Source organism: Candidatus Pelagibacter sp. PS_17 (assembly GCF_059417945.1).
In genome coordinates, this window is the sequence record NZ_CM182073.1 from 385461 (window position 1) to 407733 (window position 22273).

Genomic DNA, 22273 nt, shown 5'->3' on the forward strand with positions numbered 1-22273 from the left:
CCTTTGTTAGTAATTTAATTAAATTATCTGTATTTAAATAGAATTTGGAATTGATGTAAAACAAATTTTAATTTTTATACACCTATAAGTTGTAAAATTATAAGCCTTAAAGAAAAAAATAATTATAGAAAACCTTTTGATTTAGTCTAATAGTTAGGAGTAAAATTATAACACTACATACTTAGAGAGAGAATATTTATGAGCTCAGAAAACAGAACTTCAGTACCTAATTCATTAAATGAACATTGGATGCCGTTTACATCTAATAAAGATTTCAAAGCAAACCCAAGACTAATTACAGAAGCTAAGGGGGTTTACTTAAAAACTCACCATGGAAAAACACAAATAGATGCGAGCTCAGGGTTATTTTGTAACCCACTAGGCCATGGAAGAAGAGAAATCACAGAAGCTGTTACAAAGCAATTAGAAACTTTAGATTACGCACAACCATTTCAACAAGGTTTTGGTGGTTCATTTGAATTAGCTACAAAAATTTCAAAACACACACCAGGTGATTTAAATAAAATGTTTTTTACAATTTGTGGATCTACAGCTGTAGAAACTGCAATTAAAATTGCTGTTGCATATCACAGAGCAAAAGGACATGCAGAAAGATTTAGATTTGTTGGACGTGAGCGTGGTTATCATGGAATGAACATTGGTTGTATTTCAGTGGGTGGAATGGTAAATAATGTTAAAACGTTTGCAAGCGTTTTAATGCCAGGTGTCCAACACATTAGACATACACATTTACCAGAACATAAGTTTGTGAGTGGTCAACCAGAAACTGGAGACTATTTAGCAAATGATTTAGAAACTATTTGTCAAAACTTTGGTGGTGAAAACATTGCTGCTTGTATTGTTGAACCGATTGCTGGATCAACTGGAACATTGGTTCCACCAAAAGGATATTTACAAAAACTAAGAGAGATCTGTGACAAGCATGGAATACTTTTAATTTTTGATGAAGTAATTACAGGATGGGGCAGAACAGGTTCTAAATTTGGCGCTGATGAATTTGGAGTAACTCCAGACATTATGACAATGGCTAAAGCTACAACTAATGGTGTTGTGCCAATGGGTGTTGTTGCTTGTAGTGATTATATTTATGATGCGGTAATGGATGCTTCACCAACGGGTGCAGTTGAATTATTTCATGGTTATACTTATTCAGGAATTCCAGTTGCAGTAGCAGCTGCTCTTGCGGTGCAAGACATTTTTGAAAAAGATGATATTTTTAATAGAGCAAAAAATTTAGCTCCTTATTTCCAAAAAGGATTATTCTCTCTTCAAGATCTAGAGTCTGTGGATAATATTAGAGGATATGGAATGATGGGTGGAATAGACATGAAGCTAAACACTAAACCTGGTAAAGCTGGCTATGAATGTTTTAAAGCATGTTATGAAGCTGGTGTTAACTTTAAAGCTACAGGAGATTGTTTAATTATAGCTCCTCAATTCATTTGTGAAGAAAAACACATTGATGAGATTATTGAAAAGTTAAGAACTGGTATTACTAACTATCAAAAAAATCAAAAAAACTAAAAACTTTAATAAAATTTAAAGTACTGAAAAGGGAGAGAGTGTTATGAAGATCGGCGTACCTAAAGAAATCAAACCACAAGAGCATCGTATTGGACTAACTCCTGACAGTGTTAAGACTTTAATATCAGAGGGTCATGAGGTTTTAGTTGAGAATAATGGTGGATATGAAGCCGGCTTTGAAAACGAACAATATATAAGCGTTGGTGCTAAAATCATTGATAAAGCTGAAGATATTTTTAATGATGCAGATATTATTGTTAAAGTAAAAGAGCCTCAATCAGTTGAAGTTAAGATGATTAGAGAAAATCAGATCATCTACACTTATTTACACTTAGCGGCAGCTAAAGAGCTAACTGAAGGTTTAATTAAATCTAAAGGTGTTTGTATAGCTTATGAAACAGTAACAGATGACAATGGCAGATTACCATTACTTGCACCAATGAGTGCAGTTGCTGGACGTATGTCTGTTCAAGCAGGAGCACATTGCTTGGAAAAAAATCAAAATGGTAGAGGTCTTTTATTAGGAGGAGCTCCTGGAGTTGAAGGAGGAACAGTTGTTATTTTAGGTGGCGGTGTTGTTGGTGAAAACGCTGCAGTTATTGCAACTGGTATGAGGGCTAAAGTTCATATCGTTGATAAATCTGAAGCAAGATTAAAACAACTGGTTGAAATGTTTGGTGATAAAATTATCCCAGAACAAAGTGATAAAATTGATTTAAATAAATTAGTTGCAGAAGCTGATCTTTTAATTGGCGGTGTTTTAATTCCAGGTGCAGAAGCTCCAAAACTAATTACTAAACCAATGTTGAAATTAATGAAAAGAGGATCAGTAATTGTTGATGTTGCAATTGATCAAGGGGGTTGTGTTGAGACAAGTAAACCAACAACTCACGGTGATCCAACTTATATTATTGATGATGTTATTCATTACTGTGTAGCAAATATGCCAGGGGGAGTTCCAAGAACTTCAACGATTGCATTGAACAACGCAACACTTCCGTATCTAGTTAAAATCGCAAATGATGGTTACGCCAAAGCATTAAGTGATGACAAACATCTACTTGCTGGATTAAACGTTTGCAAAGGTCAAGTAACCTATAAAGCGGTTGCTGATGTTTTTGGACATGATTACGTTGATCCTTTAAGTACTCTATAATTTTTTTAAACTAATGTTATCGGATAAAATTAAAGATTATTTAAACGAATACATTAGTCAGGAAGTTTACGTTCAAGTAGCTGTTGCTAAAGGTAAAAATAAAATCTCAACTAATGCTGCAATTAGCAAATATTTTGAAAGCAATCATTTTACAGGTTTAGCAGAAGGTAAACCCTACAATACTTTTTTAGATGATCTTAAAGATAAGTGTTTAGGAAAATTAGTAAACTCCCCAATGAAAGATAGTAAAACGGAAGATGAAATTATTATTGAACTTCAAAGAAAGCTTAACACTTTAAAAATTGAAGAATTAAATGACACTTACTGGGAAGTAGAGACTGGTGAATATTTAAGTGGAATGGATATCAAAGAAATTGAACTTGAGAGAGATACTTTAATTAAATTTTTAACTTCTAAAGATGAAGCGCACGACACAGTAAGCACTCTTTGTAAAAACTATGAAAAATTATGTAAAGAAAAGTATCCAGAAGCTCCATTACCACTAGAAATATTAGATACTAAACACTAAGTTTCTCTTTAATAATCTAAATTATAGTCTATAAAAATTGTAAGGGGTGTCGTAACTGACTGAGAATAAACCCTAATAACCTGTCCGGTAATTCAGAAAGGGAGAACAATGGATAAAACATACTTTATAAGTCAATCAACATCATTAACACTTGTCATAACTATAAGCTTAATCTTTACAATTGTTGGATTAATTTACTCTAAAAAATATCAAGGGATTAACAATTATCTAACTGCGAATAGAAACATTGGTTTCTTTTCACTAACAACAAGCCTAATTGCATCTGCGCTTGGGGCTTGGATTTTATTTGGTCCAGCATCTGCTGCAACATGGGGTGGAATAGGAGCTGTAATTGGTTACGCATTAGGAACAGCATTTCCTATGATCTTTTTAATTTCACTTGGAAAAAAAATAAGAACTGACTTTCCAAAAGGTTCAACGTTAATTGAATTTTTAAGAAAAAGATTTGGAAAGAGTTTATTTAAACTTATTTTGCTTATGACAGTATTTTATATGTTTGTTTTTTTATGCGCTGAAATTACAGCAGTTGCAATATTGATAAATTATATTTCAGGCACTGAACTTTGGGTTACCTCTTTAATTATTCTAATCGCAACACTTGCTTACACCTTATACGGTGGATTAAGAGCTTCAATTTTTACAGATAATATTCAAATGATGGTAATTGTAGCTTTATTATTAATTTCAGTATTTTATCTGACATCATTTACAGGGGATCAGTTTTCTTTCTCATTTATTAAAGAAAGAAGTCCTCACTTACTAAGTGCGAGTTATATTCCAAACTATACTGCAGGATTAACTTTCTTTATTGCAGTTGCTGCAACCAATCTTTTTCACCAAGGAAATTGGCAAAGAGTTTATGCTGCAAAAAACAATGAAGTTTTAAAGAAAAGTTTAATTGTTGCATTTATTGTAATTATTCCAATTGTTTTTTTTATGGGTTTTAGTGGTTTAGTTGCAGTATCAGCTAATCCAAAAGTTATTCCTGATCTTGGTTTCTTTTCTCTATTGTTAAGTGAACAGACGGAATTTTTATCATTAATAATTGTAATTCTTGGTTTATCATTAACAATTAGTACAGTTGATACATTGGTCAATGCAATATCAAGCTTAATAGTAGTTGATGGTAAAGCAACTTTAAATTTAAATAAAAAAACTAATTATTTAACTCTTTCAAAATATTTTATAGTATTGCTTTCAATCATAGCTTTTGCAATCGCTTCCAAAGGATTTAGTGTTTTATACTTATTTTTGCTTGCCGATTTATTTTGTTGTGCGTTTGTACTTACTGTTTTTTATAGTTTCTATAATAAGAAGTTGAATGAAAAAACAGCATACATCTCAATTATTATTGGATTAATTGGAGGGTTTCTTTTATTTCCAGCTCCTGATTTTTCAAAGAGTTTGTTAGTTGGTATAATTTTACCAGCAGATACTTTTCCAGCTTTTGTCTCTCAATCATTGTTGTTTTTATCTTTTATAATCGCAACTTTTTTGCCTGTAATATTTTGGAAAATAAAAGGATCTAAAAAATAGACCTAATAATTTGTAAAAGGTGTATAAGTAACTATATACACCCTTACAAATGTCTGAGATTCAAATATCCATTAACAACTTATCAAAAGTTTATGATAATGGCTTTAAAGCCCTAAATAATGTTAGCCTTAAAGTAAAACAAGGTGAAATTCTTGCAATGCTTGGACCAAATGGTGCGGGCAAAACTAGTTTAATCAGTATTATTTGTGGAATAGTTAAACCTACTTCAGGAACTGTCACAATTGATAACTATGATATTATAAAAGATTATAGAGAGACAAGATCAAGAATAGGCCTTGTTCCTCAAGAATTAAATTTAGAATCTTTTGAAACTGTTTTTGATACCGTATCTTATTCAAGAGGACTGTATGGAAAAGCACCTAAACCAGAACACATTGAAAAAATTTTAAAAGATTTAAGTTTGTGGGATAAAAAAGATCAAAGATTAAGACAATTATCAGGCGGAATGAAAAGAAGAGTTTTAATTGCAAAAGCTTTATCTCATGAACCTAAAATATTATTTCTTGATGAACCAACAGCCGGAGTTGATGTTGAACTTAGAAGAGATATGTGGATGGTTGTTGATGACCTTAGAAAAAAAGGGGTCACAATTATTTTAACTACTCATTACATTGAGGAGGCTGAGGCTATAGCGGACCGTGTAGCTGTAATTAATCAAGGTGAAATTATTGTAGTTGAGGATAAAAAAGAATTAATTAAGAAAATGGGACACAAAAAACTAACCATTGAATTGCAGAAAAAAATTACAGAAATTCCAGAAGATTTATCTAAGTATAATCTTGAAATAAGTGAAGAGCAGATGTCATTAATTTATACTTATAATGTTCAGGCTGAAAAAACGGGTATTACTGATTTATTGCAAGATATAAAAGATACTGGCTTAAAGTTAAAAGATTTAAAAACAGAACAAAGTACATTAGAGAAAATATTTGTTGATTTAGTAAAGGAGAATAATGAAATTTAACTATTACGGCTTTAAAGCTATTTATGTTCATGAGATGAATAGATTTATAAGAACTATAGGTCAATCTCTTCTCTCACCTGTAATATCTACATCATTATACTTTGTTGTTTTTGGTTCAGTTATTGGAAATTATATTCAAAAAATTGATGGGGTTAGTTATGGGTCTTACATTGTACCAGGTTTATTAATGTTAACACTCCTTACTCAATCAATTAGTAACACTTCGTTTGGAATCTTTTTTCCAAAATTTAATGGAACTATTAATGAAATTTTAGCAGCACCCATTTCAACACTTGAAACCGTTCTAGCTTTTGTAGGGGCAGGAGCCACTAAAACTTTAGTCGTTGGTGCTGTAATTTATGCAACCGCCTCTTTTTTTGCTGATGTGAGTGTTATGCATCCAATGTTAATGATATTTTTATTAGTATTAGTTTCTTTTACTTTTGCTTTATTTGGATTTTTAATTGGTGTAGTTAGTAAAAACTTTGAGCAGATGTCGATTATTCCATCATTAGTCATTACTCCAATGGTATTCTTAGGGGGCAGTTTATACTCTCTTGATATGTTGCCACCATTTTGGCAAACAATTTCATATTTTAATCCAGTAGTTTATCTAATTGATGGCTTAAGATTTTCTTTCTACGGCGTCTCTGATTTTGATATTTGGATTAGTATTAGTTCGATGGTTTTCTTTTTAATTGTTTGTATTACCCTTGTGTCTATCTTGCTTAAAAAAGGCTATAATATTAAAAGTTAATTCGCTTTCATTTTAAGATTAATAACTACTAAAGTTTTATAATTGTTTGATTTAATTTCATGATATGAAATTCTAATCGAAGCTTAGGAAATTTTTTATTTAATAGTTGTTTTAGTTTTTGATAAGAAGTTTTGTGAATTTCATCTTCATCTAAATCTTTTTTACCTTCGGCAATTTTAATCGCCCCACAGTCTTCATGATTTATAACAATGAGTTTGCTTATTTTGTGAAGCTCAATTGAAGCTGATAAATTATCAATAAATGTTTGATGCCATTTTTTAAATTTATTATGAGTAACCCCGATAGCTCCACCTGCAATAGTAAATGAGCTATACTTTCCAGTTAAGTTCTTTTTTTTAGTAAATTTATAGACTAGGGATTGGAACCTTGGATCCATACAAGAAAGAACCATTGCTTTAAATTTTTTTTGCATAAAAATTAATTAATAAAATTTAAATACAAAATTTTTTTTTATTTGTCATTAATTTGTTTATTTTTTAAATGAATTGACTATTGAGAACAGCCTTAAAGTCAGTTAGAATATAATTATTATGCTATCTTATATATTGCCTTTCATTGCTTTAATTGTTGTGGTGGTATTTATCCATGAATATGGACATTATTATTTCGCTAAACGATACGGTGTAGGAGTTACTGATTTTTCAATTGGTTTTGGCAAAGAAATGTTTGGTTGGAATGATAAATCAGGAACTCGTTGGAAGGTTTGTGTCATACCTCTTGGGGGATATGTTAAGTTTTTTGGTGATAGAAATGTTTATAGCCAAGCTGATAATGACAAAATTATAAAAGAATATAGTAAAGAAGATCAGGATAAACTGTTTGTACTAAAGCCTTTATATCAACGAGCTTTAATTGTATTTGGTGGTCCTTTAGCTAACTTTTTATTAGCAATTCTGATATTTTTTTCAGTTTATACCTTTTTTGGAAAAGATTTTACACCAGCTGTAATTAACGAAGTTCAAAAGGATAGTCCTGCAATGGTAGCTGGTCTTAAAGACAATGATATTGTGGTCTCTATTGATGGCAACGAGGTTACAAGCATTATGGATGTTTCAAAATATATTATGATGTCTACTGATGAATTTATCAATTTTACAGTAAATAGATTTGATCAAGATTTAACCTTTAGAGTAAAACCGAATATTGTTGAAGGCGAAGATAATCTTGGAAACAAAATCAGCAAACGAATGGTTGGTATTAAACTTGGTGCTTATAACAATGAGGTAAATCACGTTAAACTCGGTCCTACCAAAGCGCTGTTTTATGCGGTTAATGAAGTTTATTATGTAAGCACTTCTTCTCTTAAATATATTGGAAGCATGCTCACTGGAAATGGTGATACTTCACAGTTGGGTGGGCCAATTCGAATAGCAAAAATTAGCGGACAAGTTGCAGAATTTGGAATTTTACCTTTTATAAGCCTTATGGCTTATATTTCTATTAGTTTAGGTTTAATAAACTTGTTCCCAATTCCAATGTTAGATGGTGGGCACTTAATGTTTTATGGAATTGAAAAGGTATTAGGGCGTCCATTATCACAAAAAACTCAAGAAGGTTTTTTTCGAATCGGAATGTTTTTATTGCTATCATTGATGTTTTTTACAACGTTTAATGATCTAAAAGACGTTGGTTTATTTAAGTTTTTTAATAATTATATTTTTTAAATAATCCTTTAAAATCAACATTTATTTAACAAATCACTATATATTGAGGTTTTTATTTTAGTAGACACTAATAAAAAGCTTGATTTATGAGGTTTAATGTCAATTATGTGAAAATAACCAATAAAACCGGAGCTAAATAAATGAACAAAAAACAATTAATAGCACAACTTTCAGGTTCTTTAAACCTAAGTAAAGCTGATGCTGAGCGTACTTTTGATACTATTACAAACACTATTCTAGATGCTTTAAAAGGTGACGATACAGTGAAAATTGCTGGATTTGGAACTTACAAAGTAGCAAAAAGAAAAGCTAGAGTTGGAAGAAATCCTAGAACTGGAGAGCAAATCCAAATCGGTGCTTCTCAAAAAGTTAAGTTCTTACCAGCTAAGGCACTTAAAGAAATATTTAATAAGTAATTAAATAGTAAATTCATTAACAGCCTTTTACAGAAATGTAATAAGGCTGTTACTATATGCAATCACTGCATACCTAAATTTCCCAATCAACATTAGTTTTTAAGTTCATCTAAAATATAAGTGAAAACTTAAACATGGAGGTCTTAATGATAAAAATAATAAAAAAAATATCAGTTCCACTTATTAGTTTATTTTTTTTAATAAACATGAGTAGTGCTGGAATAGCAGAAACAACTATTTCTGCTGAAGTAGGGTTTGTATTTAATACACTCCTATTTTTAATTTGTGGTTTTTTAGTAATGTTCATGGCGGCAGGCTTTGCAATGCTTGAGTCGGGAATGGTTACTTCTAAAAGTGTTTCTGTAATTTGTGCAAAAAATATTGGTTTGTATGCAATTTCAGGAATTATGTTTTGGTTAGTTGGTTACAATTTAGCATACGGTATACCAGAAGGCGGATATATAGGTACTTTTACACCTTGGTCAGACTCTAGTTCACTGGAGGCAGGTTACTCTGCTGGATCAGACTGGTTTTTCCAAATGGTATTTTGTGCAACAACAGTTTCAATTTGTTCAGGAGCAATGGCTGAAAGAATTAAGTTGTGGCCATTCTTTTTATTTGCAGCAATTTTATCTGGTGTTATTTATCCTATAGTAATGGGATGGCAATGGGGTGGAGGCTGGTTAGCAACTATCGGATTTTCTGATTTTGCTGGATCAACTCTAGTTCACTCAACTGGGGGTGCTGCTGCACTTGCTGGTATTATAATACTTGGTCCAAGATTTGGAAGATTTGATAGCAAAGGTAATCCAAAAGCCATTCAACCATTTGCAGCATCATCAATTCCATTAGTAACTATTGGTGTGTTTGTATTATGGTTAGGTTGGTTTGGATTTAATGGTGGTTCTCAACTAGCATTAGGTTCATTTGCTGATGCAGTAGCTATTTCAACAATCTTTATTAACACTAATTTAGCAGCATGTGGTGGTGTATTAGCTGCAGCCGTAGTTACAAGATTATTGTTTGGTAAAACTGATGTAATACAAATGTTAAACGGTGCAATTGGTGGGTTAGTTGCAATAACAGCTGAACCATTAGCACCATCTCCATTAGCAGCAATATTAATTGGTGCTGTTGGTGGTGTGATAGTTGTATTTGGAACTAAACTACTATTTTCATTTAAACTTGATGATGTAGTGGGTGCAATTCCAGCTCACATGTTTGCGGGTATTTTTGGAACTTTAATAGTACCGATCACAAATGCAGATGCAACATTCGGAGCACAGTTAATTGGTGTTTTATCAATTAATATTTTTGTTTTTGTAGTGGCTTACATAGTCTGGTCGATTATGAATAGTCTCTTTGGAATTAGATTGAGTAAAGAAGCTCAAGCCAAAGGTACAGATGTTACTGAAACAGGAGTTATTGCTTACGCAATCAGAGACTAATAAAAAACTATCTCTCTTATAGTTAGAAAATAGGCCCCTTAATTGGGGCCTTTTTAATTTCTAGAGTTTTTTAGGGTATCAAACACTTCTTTAGCGTGATCCTTAACTTTTACATTATCCCAAATTTTTACTATTTTACCATTTGGATCAATTAAGAAAGTTGTTCTCACTATTCCCATAAACTCTCTACCCATAAATTTCTTCTTAGCCCAAACTTTGTATTTTTTTAAAATATTAAGCTCTACATCAGATAAAAGATCAAATTTGATTTTAAATTTTTCTTTAAATTTGTGGTGGCTTTTTAGATCATCCTTAGAAATCCCAAATATTTCACAATTCAGTTTTTTAAATTTAGGTAATAATTTGTTAAAATCATTAGTCTCAATTGTGCATCCTGGAGTGTCATCTTTAGGGTAAAAATAAAGAACTACATATTTGCCAAGTGAATCTTTTAAAGAATAAATCTCACCATCTGTTGAGTTTAATTTAAACAAAGGTGCTTTAGAATTTATTTTAAACATTATTAATATTTATTTTTTTTCCAAACATCAAGCCAATCTACCATTGGTGATAATCCATAAGCAGAATTAACATTTGTCATATGCAGTGATAGAGAGGGTATTGGTGAAAAACATTGTGTTTTTTTATAAAGCAAATGAAGAGGTTTTTCATAAGGATCAAAATTATTTAAAAACATTTTTTCATAAGTCTTCCAATTTTTTTTAAGTATATTATGAGAAATTAAATACGTACAAAGAGATTCGTTTACTCTACGCCAATGTTTTTTATGACCAGCTAAAATATTTGTTTGCTCAAATTTATTGTATAAAAATGGATAATCAGTAGGACACATAATTATATCTTTTTTATAGATAGTTGAGAATTTCTCATAACTAAAAATCATTTCTTCAATAGCATCGTGATGATGCAAATAGTCGTCTTCAACAAAATATATTAAGTCATAATTTGAATTAAGAGCAAATTCTTTTGATTGGTAAATATGTGAATTATGAGCAAGCATTCTTTTGTTATTTGAAAATTTCATTTTGTTTTTATATTTATTAATATCAAGATTAGATATTTCAAATAAAATACTGTTTTGAGTTGCAATTTTTTTCTGTAATTTAATTACGCTAGGTTTTGAGTTATCATCTATAATTTTTAAAAAAAATTTAATATTACTCATTTTTTTTTGAGCATTTTTAATATTAATACATATGGAATTTAAAGATCTTAAACTGTATTCTTTTTTTTGCTTTTCAAATAATCTTTTTTTATTTTGACTGAGCAGTGTATTTTCATTGGTAAAAGATCTGAATATAATCAAAAAGCTTTTAACTTTTCTTGTAATTTTAACTTCACCAAGTGGTAGAGTTATATTTCTTTTGTTTATTACACTGATATTATTATTTAAAGATGTATTGCTTGTAGGAATTGTGAAATTATTTTGATCGATAATTTCAAAACCTAGTTTTCTTGTAATTTTAATAAAATTTTTTTTAAAAAAATTAATTTTATTTTTATTTTTAAAATTTTTGATCACTATTTTTGTATTTTTTTATTTATTTATATATATTATTATTATCATATGAATATAAAATCATCTCACACTCTAGTAACTGAAGCCTTAAGAGAAATTAAAACTATAAGTCCTGAGCAGGCTTTAAAACTATCAAACGAGAACAAATGTAACTTAATTGATATTAGGGAAAAGGGTGAACTTGATAAATCAGGACGTGTTGAAAATTCTCACCATATACCAAGAGGAATGTTAGAGTTTTGGCTAGATCCTGAGAGTCCTTATTTTAAAAATGGTAAGCTGGATATGGAAAAAGAAATTGTCTTATTTTGTGCTGGTGGTTTAAGATCTGCACTTGCAGCTAAATCATTAAAAGAAATGGGTTTTGAAAATGTTTCGCACATTGATGGTGGCTTTGCAGCAATTAGCCAAAGTGATTTTAAAATAGTTTAATCTATTTTATTATACTCATCTAAGGCAAATTCCAATCGATCTTGTCCCCAAAATAATTTATTATTAACAATAAATGTGGGCGCTCCAAAAACTTCTTTTTCATAGGCATTTTTTGTGGCATCTTTTAACTTTTCTTTAATAGCAGGATCTTTAATTGTTTCAAAAAAAATATCTTTATCAATCTTACATTGTTCAAGTCGTGGTATTAAAATTTCTTCTTTAGAGATATCCAGATCATCTTTCCAATAAGCGTCAAACATTGTTTTAATATATTGATCTCTATTTAATGAATTAACACTTAAATAACCACGCATTATATTTAGTGAATTAATAGGAAATTTAGAGTTCCACCTAAAATCAAAATTATTTTTTTTTGCAATTAACAAACAATCATTAATCATATGTTTTAATTTAGGTTTAATAAACGCTGGTGCCGTTATACCTTCTAAGTTATGAAGACCACCTAATAAAATTGGTTTATAATTTATTCGAATATCTTTTGGTAACGATTGGATTTTTTTGTAAGCTAAATATGCGTAAGGACTAATAAAATCAAAATAGAAATCTATTTCTTTAATCATATAGATTAATTCTTTTTGCGTAAAAAATTCTTACAATCCAATAAAGAGTAAGTCCAATAGGACCAATAAAGTATGTTATTAATAGTGGAAAAGACATTATTATTTTATTGATACCAAATTTTTGTGAATCTTTAACAATCCATCCACCACAAAATAAATTAATAGATAGAAAATGAGTCCAAAATAAAATTAAGAAGGATTTATCCTTAAACAAATAACTAATTGAGTCTAAGCCTAAATATAGTTCAAAATTTCTAATAAAGTCATAGCCTTCGTTAAACAGCACATATGTTAAGTAACCGTAGGCGAAACTTAAAATAATAAAAGGAAAAATAGATGTAATAAAAACTCTACATATTTGTGATTGCGGAAAGAAGACTAATATTAACCAAAAAGGTAAGACACCTAGATTTAACCAAAGAAAAATCATTTCAATTGTAAAATATGTATAGATTTGATCGATCATTTTTTAGTGTATTATACAACAAGCTATTAAGATTCATATGAGAAATAGAAAAAAAACATTACAAGTGACGGTAGAGGAAATGAGAAATTTCTCATTTGCCTATATCGAAAGATACGCACCATCCAAACAACAGCTTAGAACCTATCTATTAAAGAAGTATCTAAAAGCTAATTTAGAAAATATTAAAAAACAAGATATTACAGATTTAATAGATGTTGTTTTGCAAGATCTTGAAAAAACTAAGTTTATTAATGATAAATTCTATTCTGAAAGTAAATCTAGAAGCTTAATCCAAAGAGGAAGTTCAGTTAATAAAATTAGAAACTATTTAATGACTAAAGGAATTAATGATCGCTACATTAAAGAAACAATAGATAAGATTAAAGAGGATAATTCTGACCAAGATTTTTTTTCTGGAATAAAAATATGTAAAAAAAAGAGAATTGGACCAGCAAGAGTAGAGGATAATAGAGCCCTATTTTATAAAAAGGATATTGCTTTACTAGCAAGAAATGGTTTTGATTTTGAAACCTCTAAAAGGATCATGGATATTGATCAAGCTGACTATATGAAAATAATTAGATTACTTTAATTTTTTTTCTTTTTCTTCCTGTTCAACAAGAGACTGAATTCTATTTCTAATAACATTTTTGACAAATACAAAAACTAATAAACCAAAGATAGAAACTGATACTATAATTATTAAAATTATTCTTAATTGCTCATCCATTATAATATGTTTTTACTTTTTAAAATTAAACTTGGATTTTTAAATTCAGTTTTTCCATAGAGTATTTCATTATAATTAAAGTCAGTCACTTTCCCTCCTGAGTGCTCAAGGATTGCATGACCAGCTGCAATATCCCACTCACAAGCTCTTGGTTCAGCAACATACATATCAAATTCACCTGCTGCAATAACACAAAATTTTAGTGAGCTTTTCATTTTTTGAAAAGAACTTATTTTATATTTTTTATGAATTTCTAAAATTTCAGGTTTAAGATCGTTAGAATAACTTACTGCTGTATGTCCAACATAGTTTTTCTCTTTATTCATTAATGAAATTTCTTGATTGTTAATTAACTCGTAACTGTGAGACAAACCGTAAGAATAAAAAACTCTTTTTTTTGCCGGAACTGTTATGATCCCAATAGCAGGTTTTTTATCCAATATTAATGCTGCATTTAAAGTAAATTCATCACGGTTATTAATATAATCTCTAGTGCCATCTATTGGATCGATTAACCAAAAAGTATTTAAATCATTATCCATCTTATGGTTTGCACTCTCTTCTGAAACAATAGGGATATTTGGAGTTATTTCTTGGATCTTACTGGTTAAAATTTTATTAACTTCAATATCTCCGTTACTTACAGGAGTATTGTCTGACTTAATTTCTTTTTTTAAACCAGCTCCTCTTAAATCTAAGGCTACCTGACTTGCTTTATTAAAAGTTTCTATCAGTGAAAGAGTAATTTTCTTCTTTTCTTCAATGTTCATTTATATAATTTTTCTAATTGAATTACTTTTGAATTAATAACTTTTTTTCCAACGTTTTCAAAATTTACAGTAACTTTACCATTAATTATTGATTGAACTTGTCCAGTTCCCCATTCTTTGTTGTTCGGATTGATAACTTTGTCACCTGGTTCAAAATCTAAAATCATTAATTTACTTATAGTTAATATACTAATAAATATCATTAAATATGACAAAATTGAATTCTATTGGAATAGCTAAAGACCCAAAAGACACCTTAGTTATTGTTGCAATGTCAGGTGGAGTAGATTCTTCAACAGTTGCAGCTATGATGAAAAATGAAGGTTACAATGTCATCGGTATTACTCTTAAACTTTATAATGACAGTAAAGAGACAGCTTCTTCAAAACAATGTTGTGCAGGTCAAGATATTATGGATGCAAAAAGAGTAGCTGATAAATTAAAGATCGAACATAAGATTTTATATTATCAAAATAAATTTAAAGAAGGAGTTATTGATAATTTTATTGATAGCTATTTAAATGGAGAAACACCTATTCCATGTGTGCAATGTAATAAGACAGTTAAATTTACAGATTTATTTGAAGAAGCCAAAAGACTTAACGCTGATGCTTTAGTAACAGGACACTACGTTAAAAGTATTACTGAAAAAGATAATACAGATATGTACAGAGGAATTGATTTAAATAGAGATCAAAGTTATTTTTTATTCAATACCACAAAAGATCAATTAAATTTTTTGAGATTTCCTTTAGGCAATCTTCTTAAAGATGAAACAAGAAATATTGCAAGAGAACTTGATCTTAATGTTGCAGACAAACCTGACAGTCAAGATATTTGTTTTGTTCCAAATGGAGACTATGCTTCAGTTATAGAAAAATTTAGACCAAACTCTTTTAGCAAAGGTAATATTAAAAATATGAATGGTGAAGTGATAGGAGTTCATGACGGCATTATTAATTATACAATTGGTCAAAGAAAAGGAATTGGAGTTTCTGATAAGAACCCATTGTATGTAGTAAAGATTATTGCTGATAAAAATGAAATTATTGTTGGAGCCAAGGAACACCTTGTTAAAACAAAAATAAATTTAAAAGATTTGAATATCATTACAAACGATCAAAATGATTTTAAAAATGAATTGTTCGTAAAGGTAAGGTCTACTGGAAGATTAATTAAAGCCAAGATAGATATCAATGATACTAATGCAAACGTTAATTTATTGGAAGAAGAGCACGGTATTGCGCCTGGTCAAGCGTGTGTGTTTTATGCAAAAAACAATAATGGCTATAAGGTTCTTGGTGGTGGTTGGATAAAAAGTTAGGTATTATTGAGATATAAAAGTTAAGAGACTATTTTTTCTTATTTTTTCTTTTAGCTCTTCTTTTTTTAGAGCCCTGTTTTCTTCGACCTCTATGTTTTTTTGGGTAACCCATACTATCCTATTTATAATTTTATTGACGTTATTGGAGGGATATAGCATTCTCCCTTTAACTTATCAAATTTTTTATGACTAAATCATTCAAGACTTTTCTTAAACATACTGCAAAAGATTACCATAATCAGTCAGTTAACCCCCCTGTGGTAAGAGCGTCGACTATTATCTTCAAATCCATGCAAGATATTAGAAAAATGCAGGATAAGAGCAAAAAAGATCCAACAGGTGGACATTTTGATTATGGAAGACAAGGAACATCAACAACTCATGTTTTGTCACAAATACTTAAAGAAATGGAAGAGTGCTATCATGTATTTTTAACACCAACTGGATTTGGATCAGTTTTCTTGTCTATATTTAGTATTGTTCGTCCTGGTGATGAGATTATTGTGGCAGATCCAACATATTCACCTACGAGAATTTTAACTCAAGACTTTCTAAAAGAATTTAATGTAAAATCTGTGTTTTATGACCCACATGATTTGAAAACTTTAGAAAAAGCAATTACAAAAAAAACAAAATTAATTTTTGTTGAAAATCCTGGAAGTAATACGTTTGATTTTCAAGATTTAGGTAAAATAGTATCAATTGCAAAAAGGAATAAAATTTTTTCTGTAATTGATAATACATGGGGAACTCCTTATTTTTTAAAACCAATTAAACTTGGTTTTGATATGTCCATTGTATCTGCTACTAAATATTACTCAGGTCACTCAGATGTTATGGGTGGAAGTTTAGCTGTTAATAAAAAAGTTTTTAAACAAGTTGATAAAGCGTATAAGATAACAGGTTTAAGACTTGGTCCTGATGATGCGTATTTAATAACAAGAGGACTTAGAACTTTAGATGTTAGATTAGACAAACATGAAAAAAGCTCAAAACAAGTAGCTGAGTTTTTATCTAATTATAAAAATATAAAACTATTATACCCGCATAAAAAAGATTCCTTTAATTTTAGAATGTGGAAAAAATATTATTCTGGTGCCTCAGGATTGATGGGTCTGAAAATTAAATCAAAAAACAAAAACTCTGTAATTAAGTTTGTTAATTCTTTAAAATTATTTGGTTATGGATATAGTTGGGGTGGATTTGAAAGCCTTGCTTTATATCAAGATAAACGTGAACAAGGTAATAGAGAGTATCTAAAATTAACAAAAGATGAACATTTAGTAAGATTACATATTGGTTTAGAAGACCCAAAAGACCTCATTGATGATTTAAAAAAATCTCTTAAATATATAAAATGAGTTCAGAAAAATTTATTCAAAATAAAACAGCTTTAATAACGCTGATCGCAGCCTGTATTGTAGTTTTAATTTCTCTTGGTGTTAGACAAACTTTTGGTTTGTTTTTCATGGATTTTAAAAATGACCTAGATATTTCAATAACTCAATCTGGATTAGCAATAGGCATTCAAATGTTAATGTGGGGTTTATCAGGTCCTATATTTGGAGCCATTGCAGATAAATATGGTGGACACAAAGCAATTTGTTTAGCTTTTGTTTTTTATATTTTGGGAATTTATTTTTTGTATGCTGGTCCAAATACTGGAATTTTTTTTCAAATCGATTTAGGACTTTTAGTTGGAATTGGTTTAGGTGGAACTGCAATTAGTATTCCAATGTCAATTGTTGGAAAGCATTTTCCATTATCAAATAGAACAATAGCAATGAGCATTGTTACAGCTGTTGGTTCTTTGGGCTATTTTATCTCTCCACTTTATACGAGCTATTCATTAATTAAAAATGGATGGGTGGATACACTTTTTGTATTCACAATATTCTTATTTATCGGGCTTATAATAGCTTTTTTTGTAAGATCTCCATCTGCTGCTCAGTCTATTGAAAAACCAAACAACCAAAGCGCCATAGAGGCATTTAAGGAAGCTTTCAAAAACAAAAGTTATATACTTCTAGTCTCTGGATTTTTTGTATGTGGTTTTCATATAACTTTAGTTGGAACACACGTTCCAAAATACGTAATAGATAGAGGCTTAGAAAGCTGGACGGCTGCTGCAATATTGTCATTAATTGGATTATTTAATATATTTGGTTCTTTATTAAGTGGATACTTATCTACGAAAATTAGTAAAAAAATTATCTTAAGTTCTATTTACGCATTAAGAGGAATTTCAATTATCTTATTCATATTTTTACCCGCAAGTAACATTAATGCATTTATCTTTGGTGCAAGTTTTGGTTTTTTATGGCTATCAACAGTGCCTGCTACAAGTGGAATAGTTGCTCATATTTTTGGAACAAAATATCTTGGTATTCTTTATGGAATAGTTTTTTTAAGTCATCAAGTAGGCTCATTTTTTGGAGCATTTCTTGGAGGACTATTTCATGATTTATATGGCTCTTATGATTATGCTTGGTATTTAGCAATTGTTTTATCTATTTTTGCAGCAATAATACATCTACCAATTAAAGAAGAAGCAGTTCTAAGACTAAAAACAGAATAAAAATTGAATAAGAAAAACTACTTACTGGATTTAAATAATTCAAAGAAACCCTTTATAATCTATAAATCAGATAAAGGGTTTGATCTTTATACAGACTTTTCAAAAAAGATTATTTTAAACAATAATAATATTGAAAAATTTATTAACGAAAATAATAGGTTAAAACTTCCTTATAAAGAAACTGATCTGTTTATTGGTTTTTTTGGCTATGAAATATTAAATAATTTAATTGAAGTAAAAATAAAAAAACAAAAAACAATAAATTTCCCTAAAGGCATATTTTATAAACCTGAAACAAAAATAAAACTTCCAAACAACCTTGAGTATAAAAAAACAAGATCATTAAATTCTAATGATTTATTCAAAATAAATATTAATAAAAAATCCTATAAGGTAATATTTGATAAATTTAAAAAGAAAATAAAATCTGGAGAAACATATCAGATTAAAATTTGTACTAAATATAGTAATAAATCAAAAATAGATGCTTTAGATTTTTTTAGTAGACTTGTAAAAAGCAATATGGCGCCTGAAGCATTTATGATTAAGGATAAAAATTATTCAATAATAAGTTGTTCTCCTGAAAATTTGATAACAAAAAAAAATAATTTTATAACAACAAAACCAATTGCAGGCACTTTAAAGAAAACTAAAAAATTAAATAAAAATAAAGCCCTTACTTTTTTTAGAAAAAACTTAAAAGAATCCAAAGAACACAACATGATTGTTGATATGGAAAGAAATGACTTATCTAAAATTTGTAAACCAGGTTCAGTAAAAATTTTTAAAAAAAAGATAGTTGAAGAATATAAAGATCTTTATCATTATGTGAGTTTAATTGGAGGACAACTCAAAAATAGAGTTACCTCATTAGAGATTATAAAGGCAATGATGCCGGGAGGATCTGTAATAGGATGTCCTAAAATTAGTACATTAAATTTGTTAAACAAACAGGAAAAACAAAGTAGAAATATTTATACAGGTAGCTTTGGTTACTTAAAGTTCAATGGAGATATGAGGTTTAATATCATTATTAGATCAATATTAAATTTTAAAGGTAAATCGGAAATTTCTGTGGCATCTGGTGTTGTAATTGACAGTAATGCAGCTCATGAATTTAATGAAAATTATATTAAAGCAAAGTCATTAATGGATCTTTATAAATGATATACATTATCGATCATCATGACTCTTTTACTCAAAACGTAGTACATCAATTTCAAAATTTTGATGAAGTTGTTTGCACTAATTTTAATGAAATAAATCAAAATAAATTAAAAAAAGCAGATATTATTGTTTTTTCACCAGGTCCAGGTGCTCCAAAAGATTATCCAATTAGTTCTGAGATTTATAAAAAATTTAAAGGTAAAAAAAAAATTATTGGAATTTGTCTTGGGTTTCAACAAATTCTTCATTGTGAAAATGGAAAAATAGTTGAACAAAAAAAGATTTACCATGGTTTCCAATCTAAAATAAAAGTAACTAGCAAAAATTCATTGTTTAAAAAAAATAGTCAATTTACTGTAGGTAGATATCACTCTCTAAAATTAAAAGAGCCGTTTGCTGCAAAAAATTTTGAAATTACAATGAGGTGTGCTATTTCAAATACAGCAATGACAATAGAAAATAATAAAGAGAAAATATTTGGCTTTCAATTTCATCCTGAATCTTTTTTAACTGAAAATGGTAACTTACTTATTAAAAAAATCTTATCAGCATAAAACTTACAAAGAGATTAATTTTAAAGATCTTTGGGGGGATAATGGTGTATTCACTACAATGTGGATTTTTGGAAAACCTGCTAAAATACTTTTTTTTAAAAAACATATTAAAAATTTAATAAAATCTTTAAAAGTTTATAAATTAAATAACCCAAATCTTGAAAAAAATATTCTTAAATTAATCAAACTGAATATTGATAAAAAAAGATCTTATAATCATCTTCTTAGAGTTGCAGTGAATAAAAAGATGATATCAATTTCTTTGAGAAACAGAAAAACTCCTAAATTAAATTTTAATTTAAAGCTTATCCGTCACAAACGATTTGACCCTAAATTTAAAAATCTTAAATATAACTTTATATTAAAGCATTTATCTAAAATGGATAATACCACTTCAGATGTTGGTCTTTGTTACAAGAATACAATTTTAGAAAGTGGAACTTCAAATATGCTGTTTATAAAAGATGATAAAGTGTACTCTCCAATTAATAATATTTATAAGGGCATTACCTATAAATTTTTTAATAAAAAATTAGGTAAGATTATTAACAAAGATATATTGATAAAAACTTTATCTGAATTTAGTGAAATTCTTCTCATTGGTTCTGGAAAAGGTGTTGCTTCAATAAAAAATATTAATGAAATCAAGTGGAAGAGAAAAAGTTTTAAATTTTATAAAAAACTATCTAATTTTTATAAAAATGAAGTTAACAAATGCTCTATCTATAGATAAAATTATGTTTGACCCAAATAATCCTTGTTTATTCTGCAACTCCAAACAAAGTGGACTAGTTGCTGAAAATGATTTGGCTTATGCTAGTTATGACACATATCCAGTGTCCGAATTCCATTGTTTAATTATTCCAAAACGGCATGTTGTGGATTATTTTGATTTAAATGACGATGAAGTGATTGCTTGCAATAATTTAATCAAACAAATTAAAGAGGAAATATTGTTAAAAGATCCGGCAGTTAAAGGTTTTAATATTGGAACAAATGCTGGAGTTATTGCTGGACAATCAATCTTGCATTGTCATATTCATCTAATTCCTCGTAGAGAAGGCGATGTTGATAACCCACAAGGAGGAGTTCGGTCGGTTATACCAAAGAAACAGCATTACAAGCGTAAGGTGTAAAATCTTATATGGTAAAATAACCCATACAAAACGGTTGATCTATTATTTCATCTGTACTAAATAATCACAATCAACATAGATTCTAAATAAAGGTATTACTAATTATGATGTCAATTAACCCTTTTTCAGTTTTAGCTGAAACAATATCTCCTGCAGCCATACAATTTTTTGTTTTAGCTATGATTGCTTTAATTATTATTGGAACAATAGTTCAGATGATCCATCATAAAAATGTAACTTACTTTTTTAATAATGCAAAAAAAGCAAAATTAGCAGCTGAAAGAGAATTAGGAGCTGGAGAAAAAACATCAATTATTTTAAAAACTGTAGCTCATGATATCGCAACTACTGCAGAGCTTGGAGCTGGTAAAAGAAGAGTTGCACACGTTATGGGAATGTATGGAACTATTTTATTTTGGGTTGCATCTGTTGTAATGGTTTTTTGTTATACAGCACAAGGAACTACCACACCGACAGTTTGGCCTATAATTTGGCATGTCGGAGCAATTATGACTTGTGTAGGTGGATATTGGTTTTGGTTATTTTTAAGAGTGGATGTGTTAGCCGAAGCTCATCCTTGGTATAGAATTATTAAAGCTGACTTATTTGTTTTAGCACTTCTTGCATGTGCTACTACTGGACTTGCTTGGTCATACTTTCAATCTTCAGGATCAGCTGGATTAGGATATTTATTTTTAATTTTATTTATTACCTCAAACATTGTTTTATTTGGGGGAGTTTATTGGTCAAAATTTGCACATATGTTTTATAAACCTGGTGCAGCAATCCAAAAAAACTTAGCAGAAGCTGACGGATCAAGAGACAATCTTCCTCCACTTGCAGATGCACCAAAACAATTTGGACTAGGAATTAAAAGAGAACAACCAAAACATTATTAAAAAGAGAGAGGTAAAATA

27 protein-coding genes are annotated in these 22273 nt (G+C 29.3%); 19 read left to right on the forward strand and 8 right to left on the reverse strand.

Annotated elements, in window-relative coordinates; translation table 11 throughout:
* The first annotated feature begins 198 nt into the window (after window positions 1–198).
* The 6 genes from aptA to AC5SML_RS02080 all read left to right on the forward strand — a co-directional run bounded on the left by aptA (window position 199) and on the right by AC5SML_RS02080 (window position 6529).
* The gene (gene aptA, locus AC5SML_RS02055; protein ID WP_494599005.1) at window positions 199–1545 is read left to right on the forward strand and encodes an omega-aminotransferase AptA; all 1347 of its coding nucleotides are present in this window, start codon (window positions 199–201) and stop codon (window positions 1543–1545) included.
* A gap of 43 nt (window positions 1546–1588) precedes the next feature.
* Window positions 1589–2701, forward strand: coding sequence for an alanine dehydrogenase (ald, locus tag AC5SML_RS02060; RefSeq protein ID WP_011281963.1), 1113 nt, complete (start codon window positions 1589–1591; stop codon window positions 2699–2701).
* Between the two features lie 13 nt (window positions 2702–2714).
* Entirely contained in the window at window positions 2715–3230 is a 516-nt protein-coding gene (locus AC5SML_RS02065) for a hypothetical protein (protein WP_011281964.1), read from the forward strand.
* Between the two features lie 108 nt (window positions 3231–3338).
* A complete protein-coding gene (locus AC5SML_RS02070) occupies window positions 3339–4787 on the forward strand; it encodes a sodium:solute symporter family transporter (RefSeq protein ID WP_494617440.1) in 1449 nt (482 codons plus the stop codon).
* Between the two features lie 49 nt (window positions 4788–4836).
* A complete protein-coding gene (locus AC5SML_RS02075) occupies window positions 4837–5772 on the forward strand; it encodes an ABC transporter ATP-binding protein (RefSeq protein ID WP_006997106.1) in 936 nt (311 codons plus the stop codon).
* Window positions 5762–6529, forward strand: coding sequence for an ABC transporter permease (locus tag AC5SML_RS02080; RefSeq protein ID WP_006997105.1), 768 nt, complete (start codon window positions 5762–5764; stop codon window positions 6527–6529). Before AC5SML_RS02075 ends, AC5SML_RS02080 begins: the two co-directional genes overlap by 11 nt.
* 28 nt (window positions 6530–6557) lie before the next feature.
* On the opposite strand, the gene AC5SML_RS02085 is transcribed toward AC5SML_RS02080, so the two are convergent.
* Window positions 6558–6962: a carbonic anhydrase gene (locus tag AC5SML_RS02085; protein ID WP_018414011.1), complete on the reverse strand. Its 405-nt coding sequence runs from the start codon at window positions 6960–6962 to the stop codon at window positions 6558–6560.
* Between the two features lie 118 nt (window positions 6963–7080).
* On the opposite strand from AC5SML_RS02085, the gene rseP reads away from it, so the two are divergent.
* From rseP to AC5SML_RS02100, 3 genes are all read left to right on the forward strand, one after another.
* Window positions 7081–8214 carry an RIP metalloprotease RseP gene (gene rseP / locus AC5SML_RS02090; protein WP_494617441.1) on the forward strand — a complete coding sequence of 378 codons (1134 nt, stop codon included), beginning with the start codon at window positions 7081–7083 and terminating at the stop codon, window positions 8212–8214.
* Between the two features lie 140 nt (window positions 8215–8354).
* On the forward strand, window positions 8355–8630 hold the full coding sequence (locus AC5SML_RS02095) for an HU family DNA-binding protein (protein WP_006997102.1): 276 nt from the start codon (window positions 8355–8357) through the stop codon (window positions 8628–8630).
* 146 nt (window positions 8631–8776) lie between these two features.
* Entirely contained in the window at window positions 8777–10078 is a 1302-nt protein-coding gene (locus tag AC5SML_RS02100; protein ID WP_018414013.1) for an ammonium transporter family protein, read from the forward strand.
* A 53-nt stretch (window positions 10079–10131) separates the two neighbouring features.
* Here the strand turns inward: AC5SML_RS02100 and bcp are convergent, their stop codons facing one another.
* Both bcp and AC5SML_RS02110 read right to left on the reverse strand, forming a co-directional pair.
* The gene (bcp, locus tag AC5SML_RS02105) at window positions 10132–10599 is read right to left on the reverse strand and encodes a thioredoxin-dependent thiol peroxidase (protein WP_006997100.1); all 468 of its coding nucleotides are present in this window, start codon (window positions 10597–10599) and stop codon (window positions 10132–10134) included.
* A gap of 2 nt (window positions 10600–10601) precedes the next feature.
* Complete coding sequence (locus tag AC5SML_RS02110; protein ID WP_494617442.1) at window positions 10602–11621, reverse strand: rhamnosyl transferase; 1020 nt, start codon at window positions 11619–11621, stop codon at window positions 10602–10604.
* 45 nt (window positions 11622–11666) lie between these two features.
* Here AC5SML_RS02110 and AC5SML_RS02115 point away from each other — a divergent pair, with 45 nt between their 5' ends.
* Entirely contained in the window at window positions 11667–12050 is a 384-nt protein-coding gene (locus tag AC5SML_RS02115) for a rhodanese-like domain-containing protein (RefSeq protein ID WP_018414016.1), read from the forward strand.
* On the opposite strand, the gene AC5SML_RS02120 is transcribed toward AC5SML_RS02115, so the two are convergent.
* Window positions 12047–12631, reverse strand: a complete 585-nt coding sequence (locus AC5SML_RS02120) for a 2-hydroxychromene-2-carboxylate isomerase (protein ID WP_494617444.1) — start codon at window positions 12629–12631, stop codon at window positions 12047–12049. The two genes, AC5SML_RS02115 and AC5SML_RS02120, sit on opposite strands and share 4 nt — an antisense overlap.
* Window positions 12624–13097: an ABA4-like family protein gene (locus tag AC5SML_RS02125; protein WP_020169300.1), complete on the reverse strand. Its 474-nt coding sequence runs from the start codon at window positions 13095–13097 to the stop codon at window positions 12624–12626. The genes AC5SML_RS02120 and AC5SML_RS02125 overlap by 8 nt, the downstream gene beginning before the upstream one ends.
* Window positions 13098–13134: 37 nt before the next feature.
* Here AC5SML_RS02125 and AC5SML_RS02130 point away from each other — a divergent pair, with 37 nt between their 5' ends.
* A complete protein-coding gene (locus AC5SML_RS02130; RefSeq protein WP_006997094.1) occupies window positions 13135–13689 on the forward strand; it encodes a regulatory protein RecX in 555 nt (184 codons plus the stop codon).
* Here AC5SML_RS02130 and AC5SML_RS02135 read toward each other — a convergent pair.
* The 3 genes from AC5SML_RS02135 to AC5SML_RS02145 are packed head-to-tail and all read right to left on the reverse strand — an operon-like array spanning window position 13681 to window position 14764.
* Entirely contained in the window at window positions 13681–13827 is a 147-nt protein-coding gene (locus tag AC5SML_RS02135; protein WP_018414019.1) for a hypothetical protein, read from the reverse strand. The two genes, AC5SML_RS02130 and AC5SML_RS02135, sit on opposite strands and share 9 nt — an antisense overlap.
* A complete protein-coding gene (locus AC5SML_RS02140) occupies window positions 13827–14597 on the reverse strand; it encodes a 3'(2'),5'-bisphosphate nucleotidase CysQ (protein WP_018414020.1) in 771 nt (256 codons plus the stop codon). The genes AC5SML_RS02135 and AC5SML_RS02140 overlap by 1 nt, the downstream gene beginning before the upstream one ends.
* Window positions 14594–14764: a DUF3553 domain-containing protein gene (locus AC5SML_RS02145; RefSeq protein WP_494587507.1), complete on the reverse strand. Its 171-nt coding sequence runs from the start codon at window positions 14762–14764 to the stop codon at window positions 14594–14596. The genes AC5SML_RS02140 and AC5SML_RS02145 overlap by 4 nt, the downstream gene beginning before the upstream one ends.
* Before the next feature lie 41 nt (window positions 14765–14805).
* On the opposite strand from AC5SML_RS02145, the gene mnmA reads away from it, so the two are divergent.
* The 8 genes from mnmA (at window position 14806) to AC5SML_RS02185 (ending at window position 22255) form a co-directional block, all read left to right on the forward strand.
* A complete protein-coding gene (gene mnmA, locus AC5SML_RS02150; RefSeq protein WP_006997090.1) occupies window positions 14806–15921 on the forward strand; it encodes a tRNA 2-thiouridine(34) synthase MnmA in 1116 nt (371 codons plus the stop codon).
* A gap of 185 nt (window positions 15922–16106) precedes the next feature.
* Window positions 16107–17282, forward strand: a complete 1176-nt coding sequence (locus AC5SML_RS02155; protein WP_494617446.1) for a trans-sulfuration enzyme family protein — start codon at window positions 16107–16109, stop codon at window positions 17280–17282.
* On the forward strand, window positions 17279–18499 hold the full coding sequence (locus tag AC5SML_RS02160; protein WP_494617447.1) for an MFS transporter: 1221 nt from the start codon (window positions 17279–17281) through the stop codon (window positions 18497–18499). The genes AC5SML_RS02155 and AC5SML_RS02160 overlap by 4 nt, the downstream gene beginning before the upstream one ends.
* Before the next feature lie 3 nt (window positions 18500–18502).
* Window positions 18503–19666 carry a chorismate-binding protein gene (locus AC5SML_RS02165; RefSeq protein ID WP_494617448.1) on the forward strand — a complete coding sequence of 388 codons (1164 nt, stop codon included), beginning with the start codon at window positions 18503–18505 and terminating at the stop codon, window positions 19664–19666.
* A complete protein-coding gene (locus AC5SML_RS02170; protein WP_011281980.1) occupies window positions 19663–20220 on the forward strand; it encodes an aminodeoxychorismate/anthranilate synthase component II in 558 nt (185 codons plus the stop codon). The genes AC5SML_RS02165 and AC5SML_RS02170 overlap by 4 nt, the downstream gene beginning before the upstream one ends.
* Window positions 20183–20953 (forward strand): aminotransferase class IV, encoded by a 771-nt coding sequence (locus AC5SML_RS02175; protein ID WP_041185785.1) that lies wholly within the window; start codon window positions 20183–20185, stop codon window positions 20951–20953. Before AC5SML_RS02170 ends, AC5SML_RS02175 begins: the two co-directional genes overlap by 38 nt.
* A complete protein-coding gene (locus AC5SML_RS02180) occupies window positions 20922–21356 on the forward strand; it encodes an HIT family protein (protein WP_494617450.1) in 435 nt (144 codons plus the stop codon). The genes AC5SML_RS02175 and AC5SML_RS02180 overlap by 32 nt, the downstream gene beginning before the upstream one ends.
* A gap of 104 nt (window positions 21357–21460) precedes the next feature.
* Window positions 21461–22255 carry a hypothetical protein gene (locus tag AC5SML_RS02185; RefSeq protein WP_011281983.1) on the forward strand — a complete coding sequence of 265 codons (795 nt, stop codon included), beginning with the start codon at window positions 21461–21463 and terminating at the stop codon, window positions 22253–22255.
* The last annotated feature ends 18 nt before the right edge of the window (window positions 22256–22273 follow it).